We start from the raw sequence: 20,956 nt of genomic DNA, 5'->3' as shown, positions 1-20,956 counted from the left end.
AAGCTTGACCCATGGAGCGGGCGGCTCGACTTCCTGTGCGAGCGCAGGCGATGCCGCAAGGCACGCACCAAACACACACGCTGCCACGCCAACCATGCCTGCGACTGCCGGTCTGCTGAATCTCATCCTACCCTCGTTTTTCCAAGACTTTGCCAGCCCGATAGCGCCTCGACTTGGACGCGATTGTCAAGGTCGATTGAGAGGAGACGCAGACCAACAGCCTTGGAATCGCCGGACGCAATTTTCGCTTCGCCAAGTCGAAGCCAGGAGCAAAGGCGATCGGATCGAACGTGGCTTGGGGTATGCGTTGAGGGTCATCATATGGGCGTAGGGAGTACCTCCCTCATACCCCAGATTGCTGTCGTACATTCCCTCGGCAAAGGTGCCAGAATGAACTTCTTGCTACAGCGGCCGAAGGGCCGGCCAACGCGGGAGGGGACGCCGCTTATGCGGAGAATTCATGTTAGTAATCGTAAGTACCTGAGTACATTTGGTGGAGCGTTGAGTATCAGTCGTGCACCCTCAGCCTGGAGCGCAGTGCTGGGAACCGCGACGGTTGTATCTTCCACAAGTACCGATGGTTCCCTAAGCTTTGCCAATAACGGCGGCTTCGCCAATCACGACGGGGCCGCCGTCCCGTCCTCCTTCACAGCTTCGTCTTCCTTTATCGGCAATATCATGCAGCCTGCCGCGCTGTTCTCATCGATCGGCGTGGAGACTGCCTCGATACCACCGACGGCGATGCCTGCGCCGGCAGGCGACGGCGGCGCGCAGGACCCGTCCACCAAGACGGCGTCGGTCGCGACGGAGCTGCAGACGACGACCACATCATCCGCGCGCACCGTGCTCGGTCCGGACCCGTATCAGGAGGCTGCAACACTGCCTGCGGCTCCCGTGCTGACGGGTGTTACCAGCAATGCCGGCACGGCAAGCCCTGCCACGCCGCCGGCAGATCCTGCCGCCGGTTCCGGCACGACGTCATTGAGCCTTCAGACCTCGATAGCCTCCATCTCGCTGCAGCAGAGCGGGGGTGTTACCGCCGAGACCCCCGTCGGCTCGATGGCGCTTGCGGCACCGGCGGCCGCGGCTCCGGCGGCGGCGGCGACGCCCAACAAGATCGCGCTCGAGAACATGAAGCAGGGCAACCCCATCAGCGAATGGGGACTGACGGGCGATGGCAAGGGCACCATCCAGGGCTTTGCGACCGATATCAGCACGAATATCGGCCAGACGGTCGATTTCAAGATCGCCACGGATTCCACCCATTATCGCATCGATATCTACCGCATGGGCTATTATGGCGGTATGGGCGCGCGCAAGGTCGACTCGATCGAGAAATCGCTGACCACGGCGCAGGTCCAGCCGCATCCGATCGTCGACATGTCGCTCGGGCTCATCGATTGCGGCAACTGGTCGGTGTCGGCCAGCTGGCAGATCCCCGCCGATGCGGTCTCCGGCGTCTATTTCGCCAAGCTGGTGCGCGAGGATGGCACCGAGGACGCCAGCATCATCCCCTTCGTCGTGCGCGACGACGCCTCGCACAGCAATATCGTCTTCCAGACGTCGGACACGACATGGCAGGCCTATAATGCCTGGGGCGGCGCCAGCCTCTACTATGGCGAAGTGCCCGTCGATCCGGCCGCCATGATCGGCTACCTGCCCCCGAACTGCAGCTGCGGCCTGCAGGCGATCGGCCGTGCCTCGGCGATCAGCTATAACAGGCCGATCATCACCAGTACGAGCCCGGTCGGCGGCACCCATGATTATATCTTCGGCGCCGAATCCTCCGCCATCTCGTGGCTGGAGCAGAACGGCTACGACGTATCCTATATTTCAGGCGTCGATGCGGCGCGTGGCGGCAGCCTGCTGCTCAACCATCAGGCCTACCTCTCCGTCGGCCATGACGAATACTGGTCGGCCGAGCAGCGCAGCAATGTGGAAGCCGCCCGCGATGCCGGCGTCAACCTTGCCTTCTGGAGCGGTAACGAGTGTTACTGGAAGGTGCGCTGGCAAAGCAGCATCGACGGCAGCGGCCAGGCCTACCGCACCATGGTCTGCTACAAGGAGACCTGGGGCACCAGCACCGACCCGAGCAATGTCGGCACCGGCACCTGGCGCGATCCGCGCTATGCCGATCCGGGGCAGCAGCCGGAGAATTCGCTGACGGGCACGATGTTCCAGGTCGATGCCTACCGCCAGGATACGATCTCCATCCCCTACGACTATTCCAAGCTGCGCTTCTGGCGCAACACGGATGTCTCGCAGACCCAAGAGGGCGGCACCTACAATCTGGTGCAGAACCTGCTCGGCTATGAGTGGGATTCCGATGTCGAGAACGGCTTCCGGCCGGATGGGCTCGTCAATCTGTCGCTCTCCTCCATCTCGGTCGACACCTATCTGCGCGACTACGGAACGACGGTCGGTTCGGCCGTCGCCACCCACAGCCTCACCATGTACCGAGCCGCAAGCGGCGCGCTGGTCTTCGGCGCCGGCACCGTCTTCTGGTCCTGGGGCCTGAGCGACAACCACCAGGGGGCGACGACGTCGACCGATCGCAATGTCCAGCAGGCGATGGTCAACATGTTCGCCGACATGGGCATCCAGCCGACGACGCTCGATGCGAGTCTGGTCCTGGCGACACAATCGACCGACACGCTGAAGCCGACCTCGTCGGTCACTTCGCCGATCGTCGGTGCCTCCTTCCTCGAAGGCCAGCACGTGACGATCACCGGCACGGCGCAGGATTTCGGCGGCGGCATCGTTGCTGGCGTGGAAGTTTCCACCGATGGCGGCCAGCACTGGTTCAAGGCATCAGGCCGCGAGAGCTGGAGCTATAACTGGGTCGTGCAGGCAAGCGGCACCTATACGATCATGTCGCGCGCCGTCGACGACAGCGTCAACATGGAGGCGCCGTCGTCCGGCAAGCAGGTCACCGTCACCCTGCCGGCAACGACGGGCCTCTGGACGCTCGCGGAAAAGCCCGCGACCGAAGTGGCGATCGATCGCGACCCGGTCGAACTCGGCCTGCGCTTCCAGACGACGACTGCAGGCCTCGTGGAGGGCATCCGCTTCTACAAGGGCTTCTACAATATCGGCGACCATGCCGTCAGCCTCTGGAGCGCCAACGGAACCTTGCTGGCATCAGGCCTGTCCGTCAATGAATCGCTCTCCGGCTGGCAGACGGTGATGTTCGCGAGCCCGATCCAGATTGCGGCCGGCACGACCTATGTGGCCTCCTATCACAGCAGCGGCTACTACTCGCTGACAGGCAATTATTTCACCGGCGGCACCTATGCCAGCGGCGCGGTGAAGGCGGTCGATGGCGGCGGCGTCTTCGCCTACGGCACCACTGCCGGCACCTTCCCCGGCCAAAGCCCCGGCACCGGCACCAATTACTGGGTCGATGTCGTCTTCGACGCCGGTCCCAACGGCGCGCCGGTCGCGACCGACGATACGGGGCTCACCATCTCCGGCAACGATACCGTCGCCATCCCAATCGCCTCGCTTGTCGGAAACGATACGGACCCCAATGGCGATGCGCTGACGATTTCGGCCGTCGGCAACGCCGTTAACGGCACGGTGACGCTCAACAAGCAGAACGGCACCGTCATCTTCACGCCGACCAGCAATTATTCGGGGCCGGCAAGCTTCACCTATACGCTGTCGGACGGGCGCGGTGGCACGGATCAGGGTGCCGTCAGCCTCACCGTCAACCCGGGTCCCACCGGAGAAACGCTGTTTACATCGAGCGAAGGGCCGACGGGCGGAAGCTTCAACGACGGCCAGGCGATGGAACTCGGCATGAAATTCGCAGCCTCGTCCAGCGGCATGATTACCGGCATCCGCTACTACAAGGCATCGGGCGATACCGGACCTCACACCGGCTCCCTGTGGACGGCTGATGGAACGCTGGTTGCAACCGTCAGCTTCGCCGACAGCGGATTGGTGAACGGCTGGCAGACCGCGACATTCGCCAACGCGGTGCATATCGCGGCCGGCACGACCTATGTCGCCTCCTACAGCACCACGGGCTCCTATGTGGCGACGGCAAACTATTTCACCTCAGCCCATACCAATGGCTCGCTGACGGCGCTTGCCGGCAGCAACGGCGTCTACACGGTCGGGAGCTCGGCCTTCCCGACTTCCAGCTATCAGTCGACGAACTACTGGGTCGATGTCGTCTACAAGCAATCGACCGGCAACACGGCGCCGGTCGCCGCCAATGACAATGGCTACACGACCTATTCCAACACGGCGCTGTCGATTGCCGCAGCCAGCCTGCTTGCAAACGACACCGATGCCGATGGCGATCCGCTCAGCATCACCGGCGTCAACGGTGCGGTCAACGGAACGGTGACCTTCAACAGCCAGACCAAATCCGTCACTTTCACGCCGACGGCGGGTTATACGGGTGCGGCAAGCTTCTCCTATTCGATCTCGGATGGGGCTGGCGGAACGGCTTCGGCCACGGTCAGCCTCACGGTCAATTCGCAGACCGGCGGTGGCACGACGTCGAGCCTGTTTACAGGCGCAGATACGTCGGGGGTTGCCGCCGCCAATGACGCCAACTCGGTCGAACTCGGCGTCAAGTTCATCGCGTCCGCCAACGGCCAGATCACCGGGCTCACCTATTACAAGAGCGCCCAGGATACCGGCACGCATGTCGGCTCGCTCTGGACGGCAAGCGGCCAGCTTCTGGCCCAGGCGACCTTTATCGGCGAGACGGCGAGCGGCTGGCAGATGGTTTCCTTCACCCAGCCGATCAATGTCACGGCCGGCACCACCTATGTGGCGAGCTACCATTCCAACGGCTTCTATTCGGCAACGGGGAACTACTTCACGACGGACCACACGAGCGGCCCGCTGACGGCACCGGCAAGTTCGGTCAGCGGCGGCAACGGCGTCTATGCCTATGGCAGCGGCAGCCTGTTCCCGACCGCCTCCTACAATGCCGCCAACTACTGGGTTGATGTGCTCTACAAGCAGGGCGCACAGAATGCGGTTCCGGTCGCCGCCAACGACAGCGGCTTCTCGACCAATACGGGCACGCCTGTCACCATCCAGGCGTCGGCGCTTCTGGCAAATGACAGCGATGCCGATGGCGATGCACTTACGATTACCGGCGTCAGTGGCGCGGTCAATGGCTCGGTCGCCTGGAATGCCCAGGCCCAGACGGTGACCTTCACACCGACGGCGGGTTATGCCGGACCGGCAAGCTTCAGCTACACGATCTCGGACGGCAAGGGCGGCACGGCTTCGGCTCAGGTGGCGCTGACCATCAACAACACTGCCGCAGGACCGGAGCAGAACCTCTTTGCGTCAAACGCGACGCCCTCGGTCGTCACGGTCAACGACAACCAGTCGGTCAATCTAGGCATGAAATTCCAGGCCGATGCCGCCGGCTGGATCACCGCCATCCGCTTTTACAAGGGTACGGACAATACCGGCCCGCACAGCGGCTATCTGTGGACGGCTTCGGGCACTCTGCTCGGCAGCGTCACTTTCAACAACGAAACGGCGAGCGGCTGGCAGACCGCGCAGCTCAGTCAGCAGATCGCCATCCAGGCGGGTACGACCTACGTCGTGTCCTACTCGACATCAGGCAATTATTCGGCATCAGGCAACTACTTTGCCAGCGACGTGATGAACGGGGACCTGAAGGCGCCCGCCGGCAATAACGGCGTCTATGCCTATGGATCGGGCGGGCTGTTCCCGACCGCCAGCTATAACAGCACGAACTACTATGTGGACGTGGGATTCAAACCGCAGCTCGCGGCGTAACGCCCACGCGGATGTAAGCCAAGCATCGAGTAAAGAGTGAGAGTATCGATGATGCGTACAGACAACAGATTGCCCGTTACAGTTCTCGCCGGGTTTCTCGGCGCTGGGAAGACGACTGTCCTCAATCATGTCCTGAGTAATCGGGAGGGTCGTCGGGTTGCTGTCATCGTCAACGATATGAGCGAGGTCAACATCGATGCGGATCTCGTGCGCGAGGGCGGTGCAGACCTCCTGCGCACGGACGAGACGCTGGTGGAGCTCACCAACGGATGCATCTGCTGCACGCTGCGCGAGGACCTCCTGAGCGAGGTGCGGCGTCTGGCAGCCGCCGGCCGCTTCGACTATCTGCTGATCGAGGGCACCGGCATTGCCGAACCGCTGCCTGTCGCAGCCACCTTCTCCTTCCGCGACGAAAGCGGGGCGGCGCTCTGCGATGTGGCACGTCTCGACACGATGGTCTGCGTCGTCGATGCGGTCAATCTGCTGGCCGATTACCAGAGCGACGAGTTCCTGGCCGATCGCGGCGAGAGGCGGGACGGGGACGATGAGCGCAAGCTCGTGGATCTGCTCGTCGAGCAGATCGAATTTTCCGACGTCGTCATCATCAACAAGGCAGGCGACGTATCCTGCGCCGATCTTGCCGAGGTTCGCCGGGTCGTCGCCGCACTCAATCCGGATGCCCAGGTCATCGAGGCCGTTTTCGGCCAGGTGCCGCTTGGCACGATCCTCGATACCGGCCTCTTCAGCGAGGCGAAGGCTGCCCGCCATCCGCTCTGGCACAAGGAGCTCTTCGGCTGGGGCGACCATGTGCCGGAAACAGAGGAATACGGCATTTCAAGCTTCGTCTATCGCAGCCGCCGGCCCTTCGCGCCGCTGAGGCTCAAGGATTTCCTCGACAGGAAATGGGCGGGCCTCATCCGCGCAAAGGGCCATTTCTGGCTGGCGACGAGGCCCGATGAGATCGGCCTGCTGTCGATCGCCGGCACCCAGTGCCGCATCGAAACCAGGGGATATTGGTGGGCCTCCGTGCCGCAGGTGCAATGGCCGCGCTTTCCGCAATTCCGCCAGCTCATCGACCGGCATTGGGACGTTGTCTGGGGCGACCGCCGCCAGGAGCTCGTCTTCATCGGTTCGGGCTTCGACAAGGCGGCGATCTGGGCCGCACTCGATGATTGCCTGACCGGGGAGGAGACGGGTTTCGATCCGCAGACCGCCGTCGGCCTTCGCGATCCGTTTCCGGCCTGGCGGCACGATACGCACGCATCGCACCGAAAAGTGTGAAGCGGCTTTCGGTGCGATGCGTCGATTCAAAGATGAACAGGTGTTTTGACTTCAAACAGGAGAGAGAACAATGAGCAGCGAACTTTATGCAGATGGCATCGGTGAAATCACCATTACCGGAACGATCGTGCGCATCGACCTGATGTCGCTCTCGGCCACCGACCGCGACGCCAACAACAATCCGAAGCCGATCTTCCGCCAGCGCATCATCATGCCGGTGGATGCCTTCGCCAATGCGGTTGATCTCATGCAGAAGGCGCTCGGCGGGTTGGTCGAAGCGGGTGCGGTTCGCCGGATCGGCGATATGTCGGCTGCGGCGGCCTCCGATATCCAGGCGGGGGAGGCCGGCGCGTCGAACGCCTCGCCGAACTTCAACTGATAAACCGAGTGTGGAGCGCTGCGCGTCCATCCGGACGCGCGGAGGATGCCCCGACTTAAATCCAAGCCGCGGTCTCGTATTGTTTCGGGTGGGCCATGAATAGTTTTCTGCATACCAACCTGCACTGTCTTGCGCTCGTCGCGCGTCATCACGGCGTCGATCTTTCGCCCGAGCGATTGCAGCACGATTATGCCGTCGGCAACGATCCGGTGGCCGTGCGGCAGATGCTCCGGATGGCCAAGGATGCCGGCCTCAGGGCGAGGCACCTGACGCTCGACTGGCGAGGCCTGTTTCAGCTCGGCGAGGCCTTTCCGGCCCTTGCCGAACTTTCGAACGGTAACTGGGTGGTCATCGCCGGCGCCGTCGGAGAGGGCGAGGATGAGAAGATCCGCGTTCTCGACCCGCTTGCTGCACGCCCCGAAGTCATGCTGCTGAGCGAGGAGCAATTCGGCAAGGCCTGGCTCGGATCGGTGGTTTTGCTCAAGCGCAACTATCGCATGTCGGATGAGGACCGGCCTTTCGGCTTCCGCTGGTTCATTCCAGAAATCATCCGGCAGCGCAGCTTCTTCCGCGATGTGGCGCTCGCCGCCTTCGTGCTTTACGGCCTCGGGCTGACGACGCCGATGTTTTTCCAGCTCGTCATCGACAAGGTGCTCGTGCATCAGAGCTATGCGACGCTGACTGTCCTGACGGTCGGTATCGCGGTGGCGCTCGTTTTCGACGCGACCTTCAGTTTCCTGCGCCGCTATCTGCTGCTTTATGCCACCAACAGGATCGACATTCGGATCGCCACGCGCACCTTCGGCCATCTGCTCAACCTGCCGATCTCGCTCTTCGAGCAGGCCTCGGCCGGCGTTCTCGTCAAGCATATGCAGCAGACGGGGCGCATCCGCGAATTCCTGACCGGTCGGCTGTTCCTGACGCTGCTCGACGGCGTCTCGCTCTTCGTCTTCGTGCCGATCCTGCTTCTCTACAGCGTCAAGCTGACGCTCGTGGTGCTCGGTTTCGCCGCGCTCGTCGGGCTTGTTGTGATGATGCTCGTCGGGCCGTTCCAGCGTCGCCTGCAGGCGCTTTACCAGGCCGAAGGCGACCGGCAGGCCCTGCTTGTCGAAACGGTGCACGGCATGCGCACCGTCAAGTCACTGGCGCTGGAGCCGCGCCAGCGCAAGGTCTGGGATGATTATTCGGCCCAGTCGATCTCGGTGCGCTTCCGGGTCGAGAAAATCTCGACCGTCGCCCAGTCGATGACGGGATTGCTGGAAAAGCTGATGAGCGTGGCGATCATCGGTCTCGGCGCGCTCGATGTCTTCAGCGGTGCGATGACGATCGGCGCACTGGTTGCCTTCAACATGCTCGCCGGCCGCGTCTCCGGACCGCTCGTACAGATCGTCACCATGGTGCACGAATATCAGGAAGTGGCGCTTTCCGTGCGCATGCTCGGCGAGATCATGAACCAGCGGCCGGAACAGGCGGGCCGCGGGCGTGGTGTCAGGCCGCATCTGCATGGCCGCATCGAATTCGACCGGGTCACCTTCCGCTATGCTCCCGATGCCGCGCCTGCGCTCGACAATGTTTCCTTCGCCATTCCGGCGGGCTCGGTCTTCGGCGTGGTCGGCAAGAGCGGCTCGGGCAAGACGACCATCACGCGGCTCATCCAGGGGCTCTATCAGAGCCAGGAAGGGCTGGTGCGCATGGATGGCTATGACAGCCGCGAGATCGACCTCGTCCACTTGAGAACCAGCATTGGCGTTGTGCTGCAGGATAACTTCCTGTTTCGCGGCTCGGTGCGCGACAATATCGCCGCCGCAAAACCCGATGCCAGTATCGAGGAGATCATGGAGGTCGCCCGCATCGCAGGTGCGGAAGAATTCATCGAGCGCCTGCCGCGCGGCTTCGACACGATGCTGGAAGAAAACGCAGCCAACCTCTCGGGTGGCCAGAGGCAGCGGCTGGCGATCGCGCGTGCGCTGATCACCGATCCGAAACTTCTGATCTTCGATGAGGCGACGAGCGCGCTCGACCCCGACAGCGAGGCGATCATCCGCGAGAATCTGAGCCGGATCGCCGCCGGCCGCACCGTCGTCATCGTCTCGCACCGGCTTTCGACGCTTGTGGATGCCGATGCCATTCTCGTCATCGATCGGGGCAAGGTCGCCGATATCGGCCGGCACGACCAGCTGGTGTCGCGCTGCATGACCTACCGCCACCTTTGGGCCCAGCAGATGAGGCAGGTCGCATGAACGCGCATATCAGAAAATCCGACGAAAATATGCCGGTCCCCACAGACAAGGGACCCACTGGCAAAGGGCCTGCAGTCAAGGCCCCCGCAGTCAAGGGCAGGGAACTTGCAGCCCGCCCGCCGCTGCCGCCTGCTATCGCGGAATTCCAGTCCGATGCGGTGGAACTCGAGGAACGTGCGCCGCCACGCGTTGCCCGCATGACGCTCTATTGCGTGACGGCGCTGATTGCGGCCGCCATCACCTGGGCCTCGGTCTCATCAATCGACGAGGTGGTGATTGCGCCGGGCAAGCTCGTTACCACGCAGCCGACCATCGTCGTCCAGCCGCTGGAGACCTCGATCATCCGCACGATCGATGTGAAGGCCGGCGAGGTGGTGCATGCCGGCCAGACGCTCGCGACGCTCGACGCCACCTTCAGCCAGGCCGATGTCGACCAGCAGCACGCGAAATTCACCGCGCTCGATGCCCAGGTGAAGCGCATCGAAGCGGAGCTTGCCGGCGACGACTACACCGTCATGGCCGGAAAAACCCCTGACGAGATGCTGCAGGTGCAGCTCTTCGGCCAGCGGCGGGCCTTCTACACGGCGCAGCTGCAGAATTTCGAGCAGCAGATCGCCGGTCAGTCGGCAGCACTTGCCGCCAGCAAGAACCAGGAGGCCGTGCTCGTCGACCGGCGCGACACGCTCTCGCAGATCGAAGGCGCGCGCGAGCGGCTCTTCAACACGCAGAGCGGCTCGTTGATTACCATGCTCGGCTCGCGCGACGCCCGTCTCGACGTCGAATCCGATCTGACGGCCGTGCGCGGCAAGGCCGATGAGGCCGCGCATGCCTATGCAAAGCTCAAAGCCGACCGCCAGGCCTTCATCGAGGATTTCCGCCGCGCCGCGATGGAGCAACTGGTGGATCTGCGCGGCCAGCGCGACATGGCCGATGAAGAACTGAAGAAGATGGAACTGCGCCGCAACATGGTATCGCTGACGGCACCCGCCGATGCTGTCGTGCTGGATCTCGCCCAGCGCTCCATCGGCTCCGTCGTGCGCGAAGCCGAACCGATCGTCACCCTGGTGCCGATCAACGTGCCGCTCGAAGCGGAAGTGTCGATCAACACCCGCGACATCGGCCGCATCGCCGTCGGCAAGGAGGCCCGCATCAAGCTCGACGCCTATCCCTTCCAGAAATACGGCACGGCCTCCGGCGAGGTGCGCACCATCAGCCAGGACACGTTCCTGACCGGCCAGCAGGAACAGACCGCCACCCCAAGCCAGCCGGCCGCCCCCTTCTTCAAGGCCCGCATCCTGCTTGCCGATACCAGGCTGAATGCTTCGGACGTGCCGGTGCGTCTGCTTCCCGGCATGACCGTGTCCACGGAAATCAAGGTCGGCAAGCGCACGGTGATCTCCTATTTCCTGTACCCGCTGCTGCGCGGCCTGGATAACGCAATACGCGAACCGTAGGGATCAATTCGCCCGATGAGCCCCCAAAGTGAGCTTCAAGGCGGATATATCGGCATGCCATAGCTGGGAAACATCACCTGCCGGGTGCTGCGACGGAGCCGCGTACGACGAGGTGGTGCCGACGCGCAGGTGTTCGACGGTAAGCGACGTTCGTTCGATGCGGGCGACGAGACGCTCGCCGGCAAGTTTGCCTATGTTTTAGACGCGCTGGTCGACGACGGTGATCGGGGGAATGGTGACGCTGGTCCAGTCGGCGTCGAGAAAGGAAATCATCGAGATATCGCGCGGTATCGAAAGCCCGAGCGATTGCAGCGACTTGAAGATCCTCAGTCCGACGAGGCTGTCGGATGCCAGGAGTGCCGTCGGCAGAAGGCATTCTCGATATCACCGACCACGACCCCGATGAAGCCGGAACGGCCGGTGCTCATGCTGCGGGCAAGTTCGTTCGGCCGGTACTCGAGAGCGGCCACTCGCTGCTTGCCGGCTTCCGGCCCGAGCGTTTCAGTCCATAGCAACGATGAGGGCGAAACGGCGGCGGGCGGATCAATTCGAGCCATCGAGCGTTTTCTTCCGGAAACAACGGGAGACGCATCATGGTGAAGGACCAGTCAGCCGGCTTCGGCACGGAGAAGAGATACGACGACACCGGAATTCCAAGGACGAATGGAGAAGAGGCGGACATTAATCCGGCTCTCCTTCGGCGTGAGGGTTTTGAGAGCGAGGTGGAGTATCGGGCATATCTGGCCACGCTTGGCGGGGATGTTCCTGTCGACACCTATGCCGACGAGCCCCTTGGGATCTCCGAGGAGCATGCTCTGGATGCCCGCCTGCAGGAGTTGAGGGAAGAACTCGAAAACCTCCGCGCTCGCCTTCACGTGATCAGGGAGCAGGCCGCGACGGTGGTTGCCGAGAACGTCCGATGGGCCGATGCGAGCGCCCATGCGCAGCTCGGCGATCAGCCATGGCTCAAGCTGGCAGGCGCGATGGCGGCGGCATTCGTCGTCGCGCGCGGCATCCGCCGGCTGCCGCTTGGAGCGGTGGCGACCACCGCCTTGCCCCTTGTCGCCGCCGCACTGAACCGGAAGCTCGCCAGGGCGTAGGTCGCGCCATTTCCGCGCGCGATTGCGCTCTATTTCTTGGAATTGGGTTGGGAGTCGGCTATGAGGCCGATCTGGCCTGAGCTCATTCGGATAGGATCGATCAGGCTTCGATACCGTTTCAAATCGCGATGGCCGCACCATATCCTTGGTCTGGACCAAATGCCGAGGATGCCCGATGACTGCGACAGCCCATGATGCCTGCAGCCAAAATGGTTCGCGACAATTCGCGGCGGTGGTGCTCGGCGCGATCGGGGTCGTCTATGGCGACATCGGCACCAGCCCGCTCTATGCCTTTCGCGAAGCCCTCAGGCCTTTCGCTCACGATGGGGCGACCCCGCCCGAGGTGATCGGGCTGATCTCGCTGATGATCTGGACGCTGACGATCATCGTCACGTTCAAATATGTGCTCTTTCTTTTGCGGGCCGACAATGACGGCGAGGGCGGCACGCTGTCGCTGCTTGCCCTTCTGATGAAGAAGACGAAGAAGCACGCGACCATCTTCTTTTTCGCCGGCATCATCGGAGCCGCCCTTTTCATCGGCGACGCGATGATCACGCCGGCGCTTTCGGTCCTTTCAGCGCTCGAAGGGCTGAAACTGGTGACGCCCGTCTTTACGCCCTATGTGCTGCCGATCGCGGTGGCAATCATGCTCGTCATATTCCTGATGCAATCGGTCGGGACTGCCGCCGTTTCCAGGCTGTTCGGACCGATCACCCTCGTCTGGTTCGTGGTCATGGGCATATCAGGCCTGCTGCATATCGCCGACGACTTCTCCATCCTCGCCGCACTCAATCCCTATTACGCGCTCGATTTCATCACCCATGCGGGCTTCGTCGGTCTCGTCATCCTCGGCGCCGTCTTCCTGACCGTCACCGGCGCGGAGGCGCTCTATGCCGATCTCGGACATTTCGGCCGCAAGCCGATCCAGTTCGCCTGGTTCGCCGTCATCTTTCCATCGCTTGCCCTCAACTATCTCGGGCAGGGCGCTCTCGTCCTGAAAAACCCGGCTGCCGCTTCCGATCCGTTCTTCCTGCTGTTTCCGGAATGGGCGCTGCTGCCGGCCGTGCTTCTGGCGACGGCCGCGACGATCATCGCCAGCCAAGCGGTGATCACGGGCGCCTTCTCGCTCGCGCGCCAGGCCATCCATCTCGGATTCCTGCCGCGGCTGGAGATATGCTTCACATCGGCCTCGAATACCGGCCAGATCTATGTTCCGGCGGTCAACATGGTGCTGCTGGTCGGCGTGCTTGCCCTGATCCTCAGCTTCGGCAGCTCGGAATCGCTGGCGACGGCTTACGGGATCTCGGTGACAGGCGCGATGGTGGTCACCACGGTGCTGTCGTATCAGTTCCTTCGCGCCATCTGGGGCTGGACGGTGGTATCAGCCCTTGCCGTCCTGCTTCCGCTCTTCCTGCTGGAGAGCGTCTTCCTCGGCGCCAACCTTTTGAAGATCCATGATGGCGGCTATGTTCCGGTGCTGATCGCCGCAGCGCTGATCGCCATGATGTGGACATGGAAGAAGGGAACGCTTCTCGTGCGGGAGAAGTCGGCGCGCAACGACATTCCGCTTGCCCAGTTCATCAAGTCGATCGAGCGGAAATCCGACCACAGCCCGGTCGATGTCCCGGGAACAGCGATCTTCCTCACGAGCGTCCCCGACATGACGCCGAACGTGCTGCTGCACAATATCAAGCACAACAGGGTCCTTCACGACCGCAACGTCATCCTGAATATCCGGACGGCGTCGCGGCCCTATGTGCCGGAATCGCAGCGCGTGACGATCGAGCGGCTGTCGCCCCGCTTCAGCAAGATCCAGCTCAATTTCGGCTTCATGGAGGATCAGAACGTATCGGCGGCCATGCCGCTCTGCCGGCAGGCGGGATTCAATTTCGAGATCATGTCGACCTCCTTCTATGTCGGGCGGCGCAAGCTTGTCGGCGATCCCAATACCGGTCTTCCCCATTGGCAGGATCGCCTGTTCATCGCCATGGCCAGTTTCGCCATCGATCCGTCCGATTATTTCCAGCTGCCGAGCAACCGTGTCGTCGAACTCGGCGAGCAGATGGTGATCTGACCGAACTGGTCCGGCGGGGGGCGGGTCCGCAAGCGCAGATATGCCGACGAATTGAGCGGACGCCATCTTGTTGCCGAAGTGTGCGTGAAACCTTCCTGTCTTGAAAGGAGGATTGCATGGCTGGATATGATGACCGCTACGTCGAGATCACGACGCGGCTACGCTCGGTGCAGTCGTTCTGCGATTTCCTTTCGCAAGGCGCAACCGTCCGCGTCGCCTTGTCGGACGGCGCACCCTACAAGGACGTGACATCGGTTCTGCTCGAACGGAACCGCCGGGAGGCCGAAGCGCTTGCCCGCACGCGCAGGCAGCTCTACCCGGAACTGGCGGACGAAGACGTAACGCCGCTGCTTTACAGCTGCCACTGACGCTGCGCGCGTCGCGCCGGGGCGCGCGGACGGCCTATGCCGCGCTGACGCGCCGAGACGCGTCCTTTCATCCAATGGTCAACCAGTTGGGAGGATCAGGCGAAGCCGATTTCCGCCAGCAGCGGGAGATGGTCCGAGGCGACCTTCGTCAGGCGGTTTTCGAGCACCGTTGCGCTGTGGACGGCGAGATCGTCGCTGACGAAGATATGGTCGAGGCGCATCAGCGGGTAGCGGGCGGGAAAGGTCGCCCTCGGCGCTCGCGGGCCGGCGAGCTGGGCATCCTTCAGCAGCCGGGCGGCGAGCCGATAGGTGGCGGAAGAGGGGATGGCGTTGAAATCGCCACAGAGAACGGTGGGAAGGGACAGTTCCGACGTGCCATGCAGCCACCCGGAATTCAGCAGCGTCGTCATCTGCCGGATGCGTTCGCGCCCGCGAAGGCCGAGATGGGTGTTGACGACGAGCAGCTTCCGGTCGCCGACCGTTATTTCGACGGACAGCACGCCTCTCGTTTCGCCGATGGAGGGCAGCGGGCCTGATTTGACCGCGCCGGTCGGTAGTGCCGTGATGATCGCATCGCCATATTGCTCCTCGGCAATCGACAGTGCCGGATGGAAATGCGCCTGCATCTTCAGGAGCGAGGCGATGACGTGCGCCTGGTCGATACCGTCAGTCCTGCGCCTGCCGACATCGACTTCCTGAAGCGCGATGATATCGGCCTCCGTCTCGGCGATGACGGCGGCGATACGGCCGGGATCGAGCTTCCGGTCGCCGCCGATGCAGCTGTGGACGTTGTAGGTCAGGAGTTTGATCGGTCTGTCCGGCATGGCCACCACACAGGAGGGAACGGAGAAGCGCTTCACCGGGAACACGGAACTCGTTCGATCGTTCCGGAAGAGCACGCCGCAACGGCGGCGCTTTCGAGGATGATCGATGCGTTGGAAAAGCATAATCTGGAATGGGCTGTTCGTTGCCGCCCTTTGTCTTGCCGGCTTTCTGCTCTACCGGATCTTCCAGCAATATAGCCCGGACGAGATCGTCCGATCGGTTCGCAGCATCCCGTTTTCGACCTTCTGCGCAGCGCTTCTCCTAGCGGCGGCGTCCTATCTCTGCCTCAGCTGCTTTGATCTGCTGGCAATCCGCTCGCTCGGCAAATCGTTGCCCTACCGGAAGATCGTGCTGGCGTCCTTCGTCAGCCTTTCGCTCGGTCACAATATCGGCTTTGCCGGATTGAGCAGCGGCGCCTTCCGCTATCGCTACTATTCACGCTGGGGACTGACGGCCGAGGACGTGGCGAAGATCATTCTGTTCTCAGGCGTCACCGTGGGGCTTGGTCTCATCACGCTCGGCGGCCTTGCCCTGATCGTCAATCCCGATGACGCAGCCCGTTTGCTGCGCGTCGATACAGCAAGCGCCCGCGCCTCAGGGCTTTTGGCGCTGATCGTGCCGGCCGCCTATGCGGCTCTCGCGTTTTTCGTCCGCGGCAGGCTGCGGCTGTGGCGCTGGTCATTTCAGCTGCCTCGCTTTTCGATCGCGCTCGCCCAGGTGGGCGTCGGGACGGTCAACTTCATGCTGGTTTCCGCCTGCCTGCACCAGATGCTGACGGCCTCCGGCGACGTCGCCTTCTTCCGCTCGGTGACGGCCTATGTGCTTGCCAATTCGGCGATCCTCGCAACGCATGTACCAGGCGGCCTCGGCGTGCTGGAGGCGACCGTTTCCTATGTCGTGCCGAAGGAGGCCTCGATCGGCGCGCTGATCGCTTTCCGCTGCGCCTATTTCTTCATTCCGCTGGCGCTCGGCTCCGTCCTGCTCTTCATCAGCGAAGTCGTCTTCCGGCGCTCAGGCAGTCCGGGCGAAGAGGCGGACGATCGCGCCGAGGCCCAGTCGGTGTAGGGGCAGGAAAGGTCGGGCCGGGTCGAAGATCGCGGTGCCCCTGACCGGCGAGATGCTCCCGTTAAGCTCGACGGGGAACTCCCTGAGGCCGCGAGCCCCGTCGTTCAGCGCGTCGATCGCGTCGATCATCGAGCCGCTTTGCGCATAGGCCGCGGCAAAGCTCGCGGGGGACGTTCCGAGATATTCCGAAAGCAGGCGGCTGCGCAGCTCGGCGATTGCGCGGCGATGCTCAGGGCTTTCGGCCTCGAACAGCAGATCGCATTCAGAATCAAGTCCTTCCGAGCGGTTGTTGAGATTGGAGGAGCCGATGCGGACGAGCCCGTCGTCGGCGATCATCAGCTTGGAATGGATGAGCACCTCCACCTCGCTGCCCGTCGCTGGCCCGGGCATTGGCGGCCCAGGCACTTTCGGCCCGGGCACGACGGGATAGTAGACTCGTAGGCGGTTTGCGCGATCGGCGCGTTTGAGGCGGCGGATGACGCGGTCGCGATTGCCTCCCATGACGAGCTTTTCGATGAGCCCGTGGGAGCTGCGCGTGCAGATGACGACGACCTCGGGTCCGCTCGCTTCCTGTAAGCGCGCGGCAATGGCGTCGGCGACCCGGAAGGAGGCGAGATATTGCGCCTCGATGTAGAGGCGGCGCCGGGCTCGGGAGATGATGTCCAAGGACGAGGCTATCCCGTCGCCGATGCCGGCGCGCAACGTGGTCGCCGGCTCCGTCAGGATGAAGCCGGCCGGGACTTGGCGCAGCGAAACCGCAAGATCGTCCGGCCAGGCGAATTGCATGCTTTCGGGAAGCGGCCCATGGATTTCCCCGGTGGCTGTTTCCCAGCGCTGCCGGGCGATATCCCCGATCAGCCGGGCGGCCTCGCCCATGACCATCGCCTGGACGTCGTGCAGCGGATCGTAGGACACGCCCTCGGGGTCGCGCCGGAGCCTGTCGCTCGCGCGATGGTGCCTTGTATCCCATCGCCGCGACGTCAGGTCCATGCCCCCGATGAAGGCGACAGCGTCATCGACGCAGATGAGTTTCTGATGGTGGCATCCGCGCAGGGCGCCCTGAAGATCGAAACGCAGATCGATCCTGGGATTATTGGGAAAATTCTTCTTGCGAAGCACCTGCAGGGACTTTCCCGAATAGATCGGCCCGAGCGCCCAGATGAGGATGCGTATCTCGAGCGCGGGATTTTCCGCTGCCAGGCCATGCAGCAGGTCGGCCAATGTTTCGTCGGATTTGCCAGGTTCCATCAGTATGTCGGGATTGAAATCCCACCCGACGATCCAGACCGTTCGCCGCGCCTGCCGTAGCGTCCGCGAGACTTCGGCGAAATATTGGTTGCCGTTGATCAGAAAGGCGGCTTTTTCCGCGCGTCCCTGGAGCCGCAATACCGGACTTCCGTCTTTTTCTCCGCCCGGATGTTGCGCTTTTGTTCGGGTCAGGTACGGTTGATTGGATATGGTTTCGAATGCGGTCATGTTCGCCTCGGCCGTTTGACTGAAAGCAAACGCCTGGAATTTAACAGGGTTCCCGATGGCGGGAGGCAGGCGCCGGGCGAAGAGAGTATAGGACGAGCAATGTCACAACGAGCAGGCAGCGCCGATCTTCCCCTTCACGGGGGACGTGTGCCGCATTGGCTCGGCGACCGGATGACGCGGTTAGGCACCCTGATCACCGAGGCGATCGTCCATCACTACGGCCGCGACGAATTCCTGCGCCGGCTCGCCCATCCTTTCTGGTTTCAGTCCTTCGGGGCGGTGATGGGCATGGACTGGCACTCCTCCGGCATTACAACAAGCGTGCTTGGCGCGCTGAAGCGCGGGCTCAAGCCGCGTGCCGGGGAACTCGGCCTGCATGTCTGCGGCGGGCGCGGTACGCATTCGCGCAAGACCCCGCAGGAGCTCGTCTCGATCGGTGAGCGCGTCGGCCTCGACGGGGAGGGGCTGGCAACGACGAGCCGCCTTATCGCCAAGGTTGACAGCGCCGCCCTGCAGGACGGTTTCGATCTCTATCTCCATGGCTTCATCGTCGCCGACGACGGCCATTGGGTGGTGGTGCAGCAGGGCATGAACGGCGACCGGCGGCAGGCCCGGCGCTATCACTGGCTCTCCGAAGGGCTCGAAAGCTTCGTCGACTCCCCGCATGCGGCGATCGAAGGCAGAAGCCAGGGCGAGATCGTCAATCTCGCCGATAGGCGCGCGGAGCGCTCGCGGCGCGGCCAGCTCGACCTGCTCGCCACACTCGGCCCCGACCGCATCATCCGCGAGGCCGCGGCACTGATGCGCGCCGAAGAGCCGGAGCCTGAGCCCGCCGAGCAGCCGATGCTGCCGCATCTCATCATGCCGGCCCATCACGACGTGCGCGAGAGCGACGTCAACATGCGGCGCCTGCACGGAAATCTGGCGGCTGCCGCCGACCGCGGACCGGCGGATTTCCAGGAGTTGCTGCTCGTCCCAGGCGTCGGCGCCCGCACGGTGAAGGCGCTGGCGATGGTGGCGGAGGTCGTGCACGGCGCACCCTGCCGTTTTTCCGATCCGGCGCGCTTCTCGATCGCCCATGGCGGCAAGGACCGCCATCCGTTTCCGGTTCCGCTGAAGGTCTATGACGAGACGATCGGCGTGATGAAATCGGCGGTGCGGAAAGGCAGGCTCGGGCGCGAGGAGGAACTGCAGGCGCTGAAGCGGCTGGACGACCAGTCCCGGCAGATGGAGCGTTATGTGACCGGCCCCGACCTCAAGGAAATTATCGCCGGCGAATTCCGCCAATCCTCCGATTTCGGCGGCCGCAGCGTCTTCGGCTGGGAGCCGCCCGCGGGTGAGGATTAGAGCATGTCGCGCAAAAGTGTGAGAGGTTTTGCGGCAACGACATGCGGAAAAACAAGGACCTAAAGTGCGAGGAACAAATCTGAAAGATCGCGACGCGCTTTAGGCCATGACGCCGAAAAGTGTCAGCGATTTTCGGGCGACCTCACGCCGTCGGTTCCAACTTTCGGGGCCGATGCGCCGTTCAATCGAGCGGTGACGGCACACCCTCACGGATCGCTTTGGAAAAATCCTCGGAAGCGCCGGCACCTTTTGCCCGTGCAGCGATATGCGCTGCCGCTTTCAGCTCCTCAAAAGGCAGCTTCATGTCGAGCGCTTTTCGGTCATAGGCGAATTCCGGAAGGTAACCGTTCACGATCAGCCGCCAATCGAACGGAAATGTTGCTCCGACGGCCCGCATCATTTTGGCGGCAGTCGTGGTGCAGTTGGTGGTGAGCGAGTTGTAGAAGCGCGGGTGTTCGGCGAGCGTGTTCGCATCGCTCACATATTGCAGGAGAAGCCGTGCGGCATTGGCCGGCGGAACTCGCATGCGAAAGAGCTGGACGTCCTCGCCGCGTATTTCGGATCGGACACGAATGACGTCGCTTTCGGCAGCGGCGATGATGACGAGGGGATTGCTTTTGAAGAGGTCGCCGACCGGAGAGAATTTGCCCCCGGCCGTTCTCCGCACTTCAATCGACCATGCCAGGTATTGATCGTCATCGAACCCGAAACTCAGGATCATGTGTGCCATTTCCGGCCCCGCCCAATAGGACATGAACAAATCGAGGCTCCTGAGCTTGTTCAGGTCGTAGGTGCGCGTCTCCCATTTCTCCACAAAACCGCCATCCGTTTTCCAGGCAAAATTTCTGACGTCGGTCAGCGTGAGGATGTTGCCGTCGACCGTTCCGGTCACCTGCCTGGCGACGTCTCCTGCCCAGTTGGCTGTGACGGGGGGCTCGATCGAGTTCCACCACGCCACGATGCCGACAAAGCATAGGACGAAAGGAAGGATAACAATGAGGCGCGGCTTCCAGATCATGGAAATTACCGCGGCAATGCCGACCAGCGCGAGGACTCCTGCCGCGACCCCTCCTATCGGCGGGGGATCCGGCAGACGGTAGAATAGCGCGAGAGAGGCCCACAAGGTCGCCAGCAGAAACGCTAAGCCGAAGACAGCCTTTGCAGCCCGAAACATTATCCGAACGGGGAGGGGCGCTTGCCGCGGCCCGCGACCCGCGGATCTTGACGCACTTTGGCTGTTGTTGAAACTCATGACGCCTTCCCATCCTTGTTGAAGGTCAATCGATGATTTCGATGTTCCAGACATGTGACGAGGGTCGAGAAGGCGTCTCTATCCGGAGACGCATTGTCGATGCTCGGGATCGTCTGGCTCCCGTGACGGGGGGGATGGCGAACAATCTGTCTTGAACTGAGGACGCTTGTCCAGTCCGCACCGGACAAAACACAAAGAGTCTTACGAGCGGACGATAGTCGAAAATATCCGGGCGCGGTTTGTTCGTGCCCGTCGGAGCGGCGCCAGCAAGAGATGATCCTTCCCGGCAGGACGCATTCCTGAATGCCGATCCG

General features: G+C 62.8%; 14 protein-coding genes and 1 pseudogene. 10 read left to right on the top strand and 5 right to left on the bottom strand.

Annotated elements, in window-relative coordinates; genetic code table 11:
* Window positions 1–390 precede the first annotated feature (390 nt).
* From NE852_RS29095 to NE852_RS29075, 5 genes are all read left to right on the top strand, one after another.
* Entirely contained in the window at window positions 391–5,781 is a 5,391-nt protein-coding gene (locus NE852_RS29095; RefSeq protein ID WP_258157144.1) for a DUF4082 domain-containing protein, read from the top strand.
* Window positions 5,782–5,829: 48 nt separating this feature from the next.
* A complete protein-coding gene (locus tag NE852_RS29090; RefSeq protein ID WP_008532392.1) occupies window positions 5,830–7,062 on the top strand; it encodes a GTP-binding protein in 1,233 nt (410 codons plus the stop codon).
* Between the two features lie 70 nt (window positions 7,063–7,132).
* Window positions 7,133–7,441, top strand: a complete 309-nt coding sequence (locus NE852_RS29085; protein WP_008532394.1) for a hypothetical protein — start codon at window positions 7,133–7,135, stop codon at window positions 7,439–7,441.
* A 95-nt stretch (window positions 7,442–7,536) separates the two neighbouring features.
* Window positions 7,537–9,681, top strand: a complete 2,145-nt coding sequence (locus tag NE852_RS29080) for a peptidase domain-containing ABC transporter (protein ID WP_008532395.1) — start codon at window positions 7,537–7,539, stop codon at window positions 9,679–9,681.
* Entirely contained in the window at window positions 9,678–11,135 is a 1,458-nt protein-coding gene (locus tag NE852_RS29075; RefSeq protein WP_258157143.1) for an HlyD family type I secretion periplasmic adaptor subunit, read from the top strand. The genes NE852_RS29080 and NE852_RS29075 overlap by 4 nt, the downstream gene beginning before the upstream one ends.
* A 73-nt stretch (window positions 11,136–11,208) precedes the next feature.
* On the opposite strand, the pseudogene NE852_RS29070 reads toward NE852_RS29075, so the two are convergent.
* Together NE852_RS29070 and NE852_RS29065 are read right to left on the bottom strand one after the other, a co-directional pair.
* A pseudogene (locus NE852_RS29070) lies at window positions 11,209–11,501 on the bottom strand (substrate-binding domain-containing protein); the annotation flags it as partial.
* Window positions 11,462–11,692, bottom strand: coding sequence for a LacI family transcriptional regulator (locus NE852_RS29065; protein ID WP_037173948.1), 231 nt, complete (start codon window positions 11,690–11,692; stop codon window positions 11,462–11,464). The pseudogene NE852_RS29070 and the gene NE852_RS29065, both read right to left, overlap by 40 nt.
* A 36-nt stretch (window positions 11,693–11,728) precedes the next feature.
* Here NE852_RS29065 and NE852_RS29060 point away from each other — a divergent pair, with 36 nt between their 5' ends.
* From NE852_RS29060 to NE852_RS29050, 3 genes are all read left to right on the top strand, one after another.
* Window positions 11,729–12,235: a hypothetical protein gene (locus NE852_RS29060; protein WP_258157142.1), complete on the top strand. Its 507-nt coding sequence runs from the start codon at window positions 11,729–11,731 to the stop codon at window positions 12,233–12,235.
* A gap of 175 nt (window positions 12,236–12,410) precedes the next feature.
* Complete coding sequence (locus NE852_RS29055) at window positions 12,411–14,309, top strand: potassium transporter Kup (protein ID WP_008532405.1); 1,899 nt, start codon at window positions 12,411–12,413, stop codon at window positions 14,307–14,309.
* A 116-nt stretch (window positions 14,310–14,425) separates the two neighbouring features.
* Entirely contained in the window at window positions 14,426–14,677 is a 252-nt protein-coding gene (locus tag NE852_RS29050) for a hypothetical protein (RefSeq protein ID WP_008532406.1), read from the top strand.
* A 95-nt stretch (window positions 14,678–14,772) separates the two neighbouring features.
* Here the strand turns inward: NE852_RS29050 and NE852_RS29045 are convergent, their stop codons facing one another.
* Complete coding sequence (locus NE852_RS29045; RefSeq protein ID WP_008532407.1) at window positions 14,773–15,501, bottom strand: endonuclease/exonuclease/phosphatase family protein; 729 nt, start codon at window positions 15,499–15,501, stop codon at window positions 14,773–14,775.
* Between the two features lie 106 nt (window positions 15,502–15,607).
* Here NE852_RS29045 and NE852_RS29040 point away from each other — a divergent pair, with 106 nt between their 5' ends.
* Window positions 15,608–16,567: a lysylphosphatidylglycerol synthase domain-containing protein gene (locus tag NE852_RS29040; protein WP_008532408.1), complete on the top strand. Its 960-nt coding sequence runs from the start codon at window positions 15,608–15,610 to the stop codon at window positions 16,565–16,567.
* Here NE852_RS29040 and NE852_RS29035 read toward each other — a convergent pair.
* Complete coding sequence (locus tag NE852_RS29035) at window positions 16,514–18,043, bottom strand: phospholipase D-like domain-containing protein (RefSeq protein WP_037173954.1); 1,530 nt, start codon at window positions 18,041–18,043, stop codon at window positions 16,514–16,516. The two genes, NE852_RS29040 and NE852_RS29035, sit on opposite strands and share 54 nt — an antisense overlap.
* A gap of 99 nt (window positions 18,044–18,142) precedes the next feature.
* On the opposite strand from NE852_RS29035, the gene NE852_RS29030 reads away from it, so the two are divergent.
* Window positions 18,143–19,390: a DUF763 domain-containing protein gene (locus NE852_RS29030; protein ID WP_008532410.1), complete on the top strand. Its 1,248-nt coding sequence runs from the start codon at window positions 18,143–18,145 to the stop codon at window positions 19,388–19,390.
* Between the two features lie 181 nt (window positions 19,391–19,571).
* On the opposite strand, the gene NE852_RS29025 is transcribed toward NE852_RS29030, so the two are convergent.
* Window positions 19,572–20,564 (bottom strand): DUF4105 domain-containing protein, encoded by a 993-nt coding sequence (locus NE852_RS29025; RefSeq protein WP_258157141.1) that lies wholly within the window; start codon window positions 20,562–20,564, stop codon window positions 19,572–19,574.
* Window positions 20,565–20,956: the final 392 nt, after the last annotated feature.

Source organism: Rhizobium sp. Pop5, assembly GCF_024721175.1.
Taxonomy (GTDB): domain Bacteria; phylum Pseudomonadota; class Alphaproteobacteria; order Rhizobiales; family Rhizobiaceae; genus Rhizobium.
This window is presented reverse-complemented; position numbering and strand designations above follow the sequence as displayed.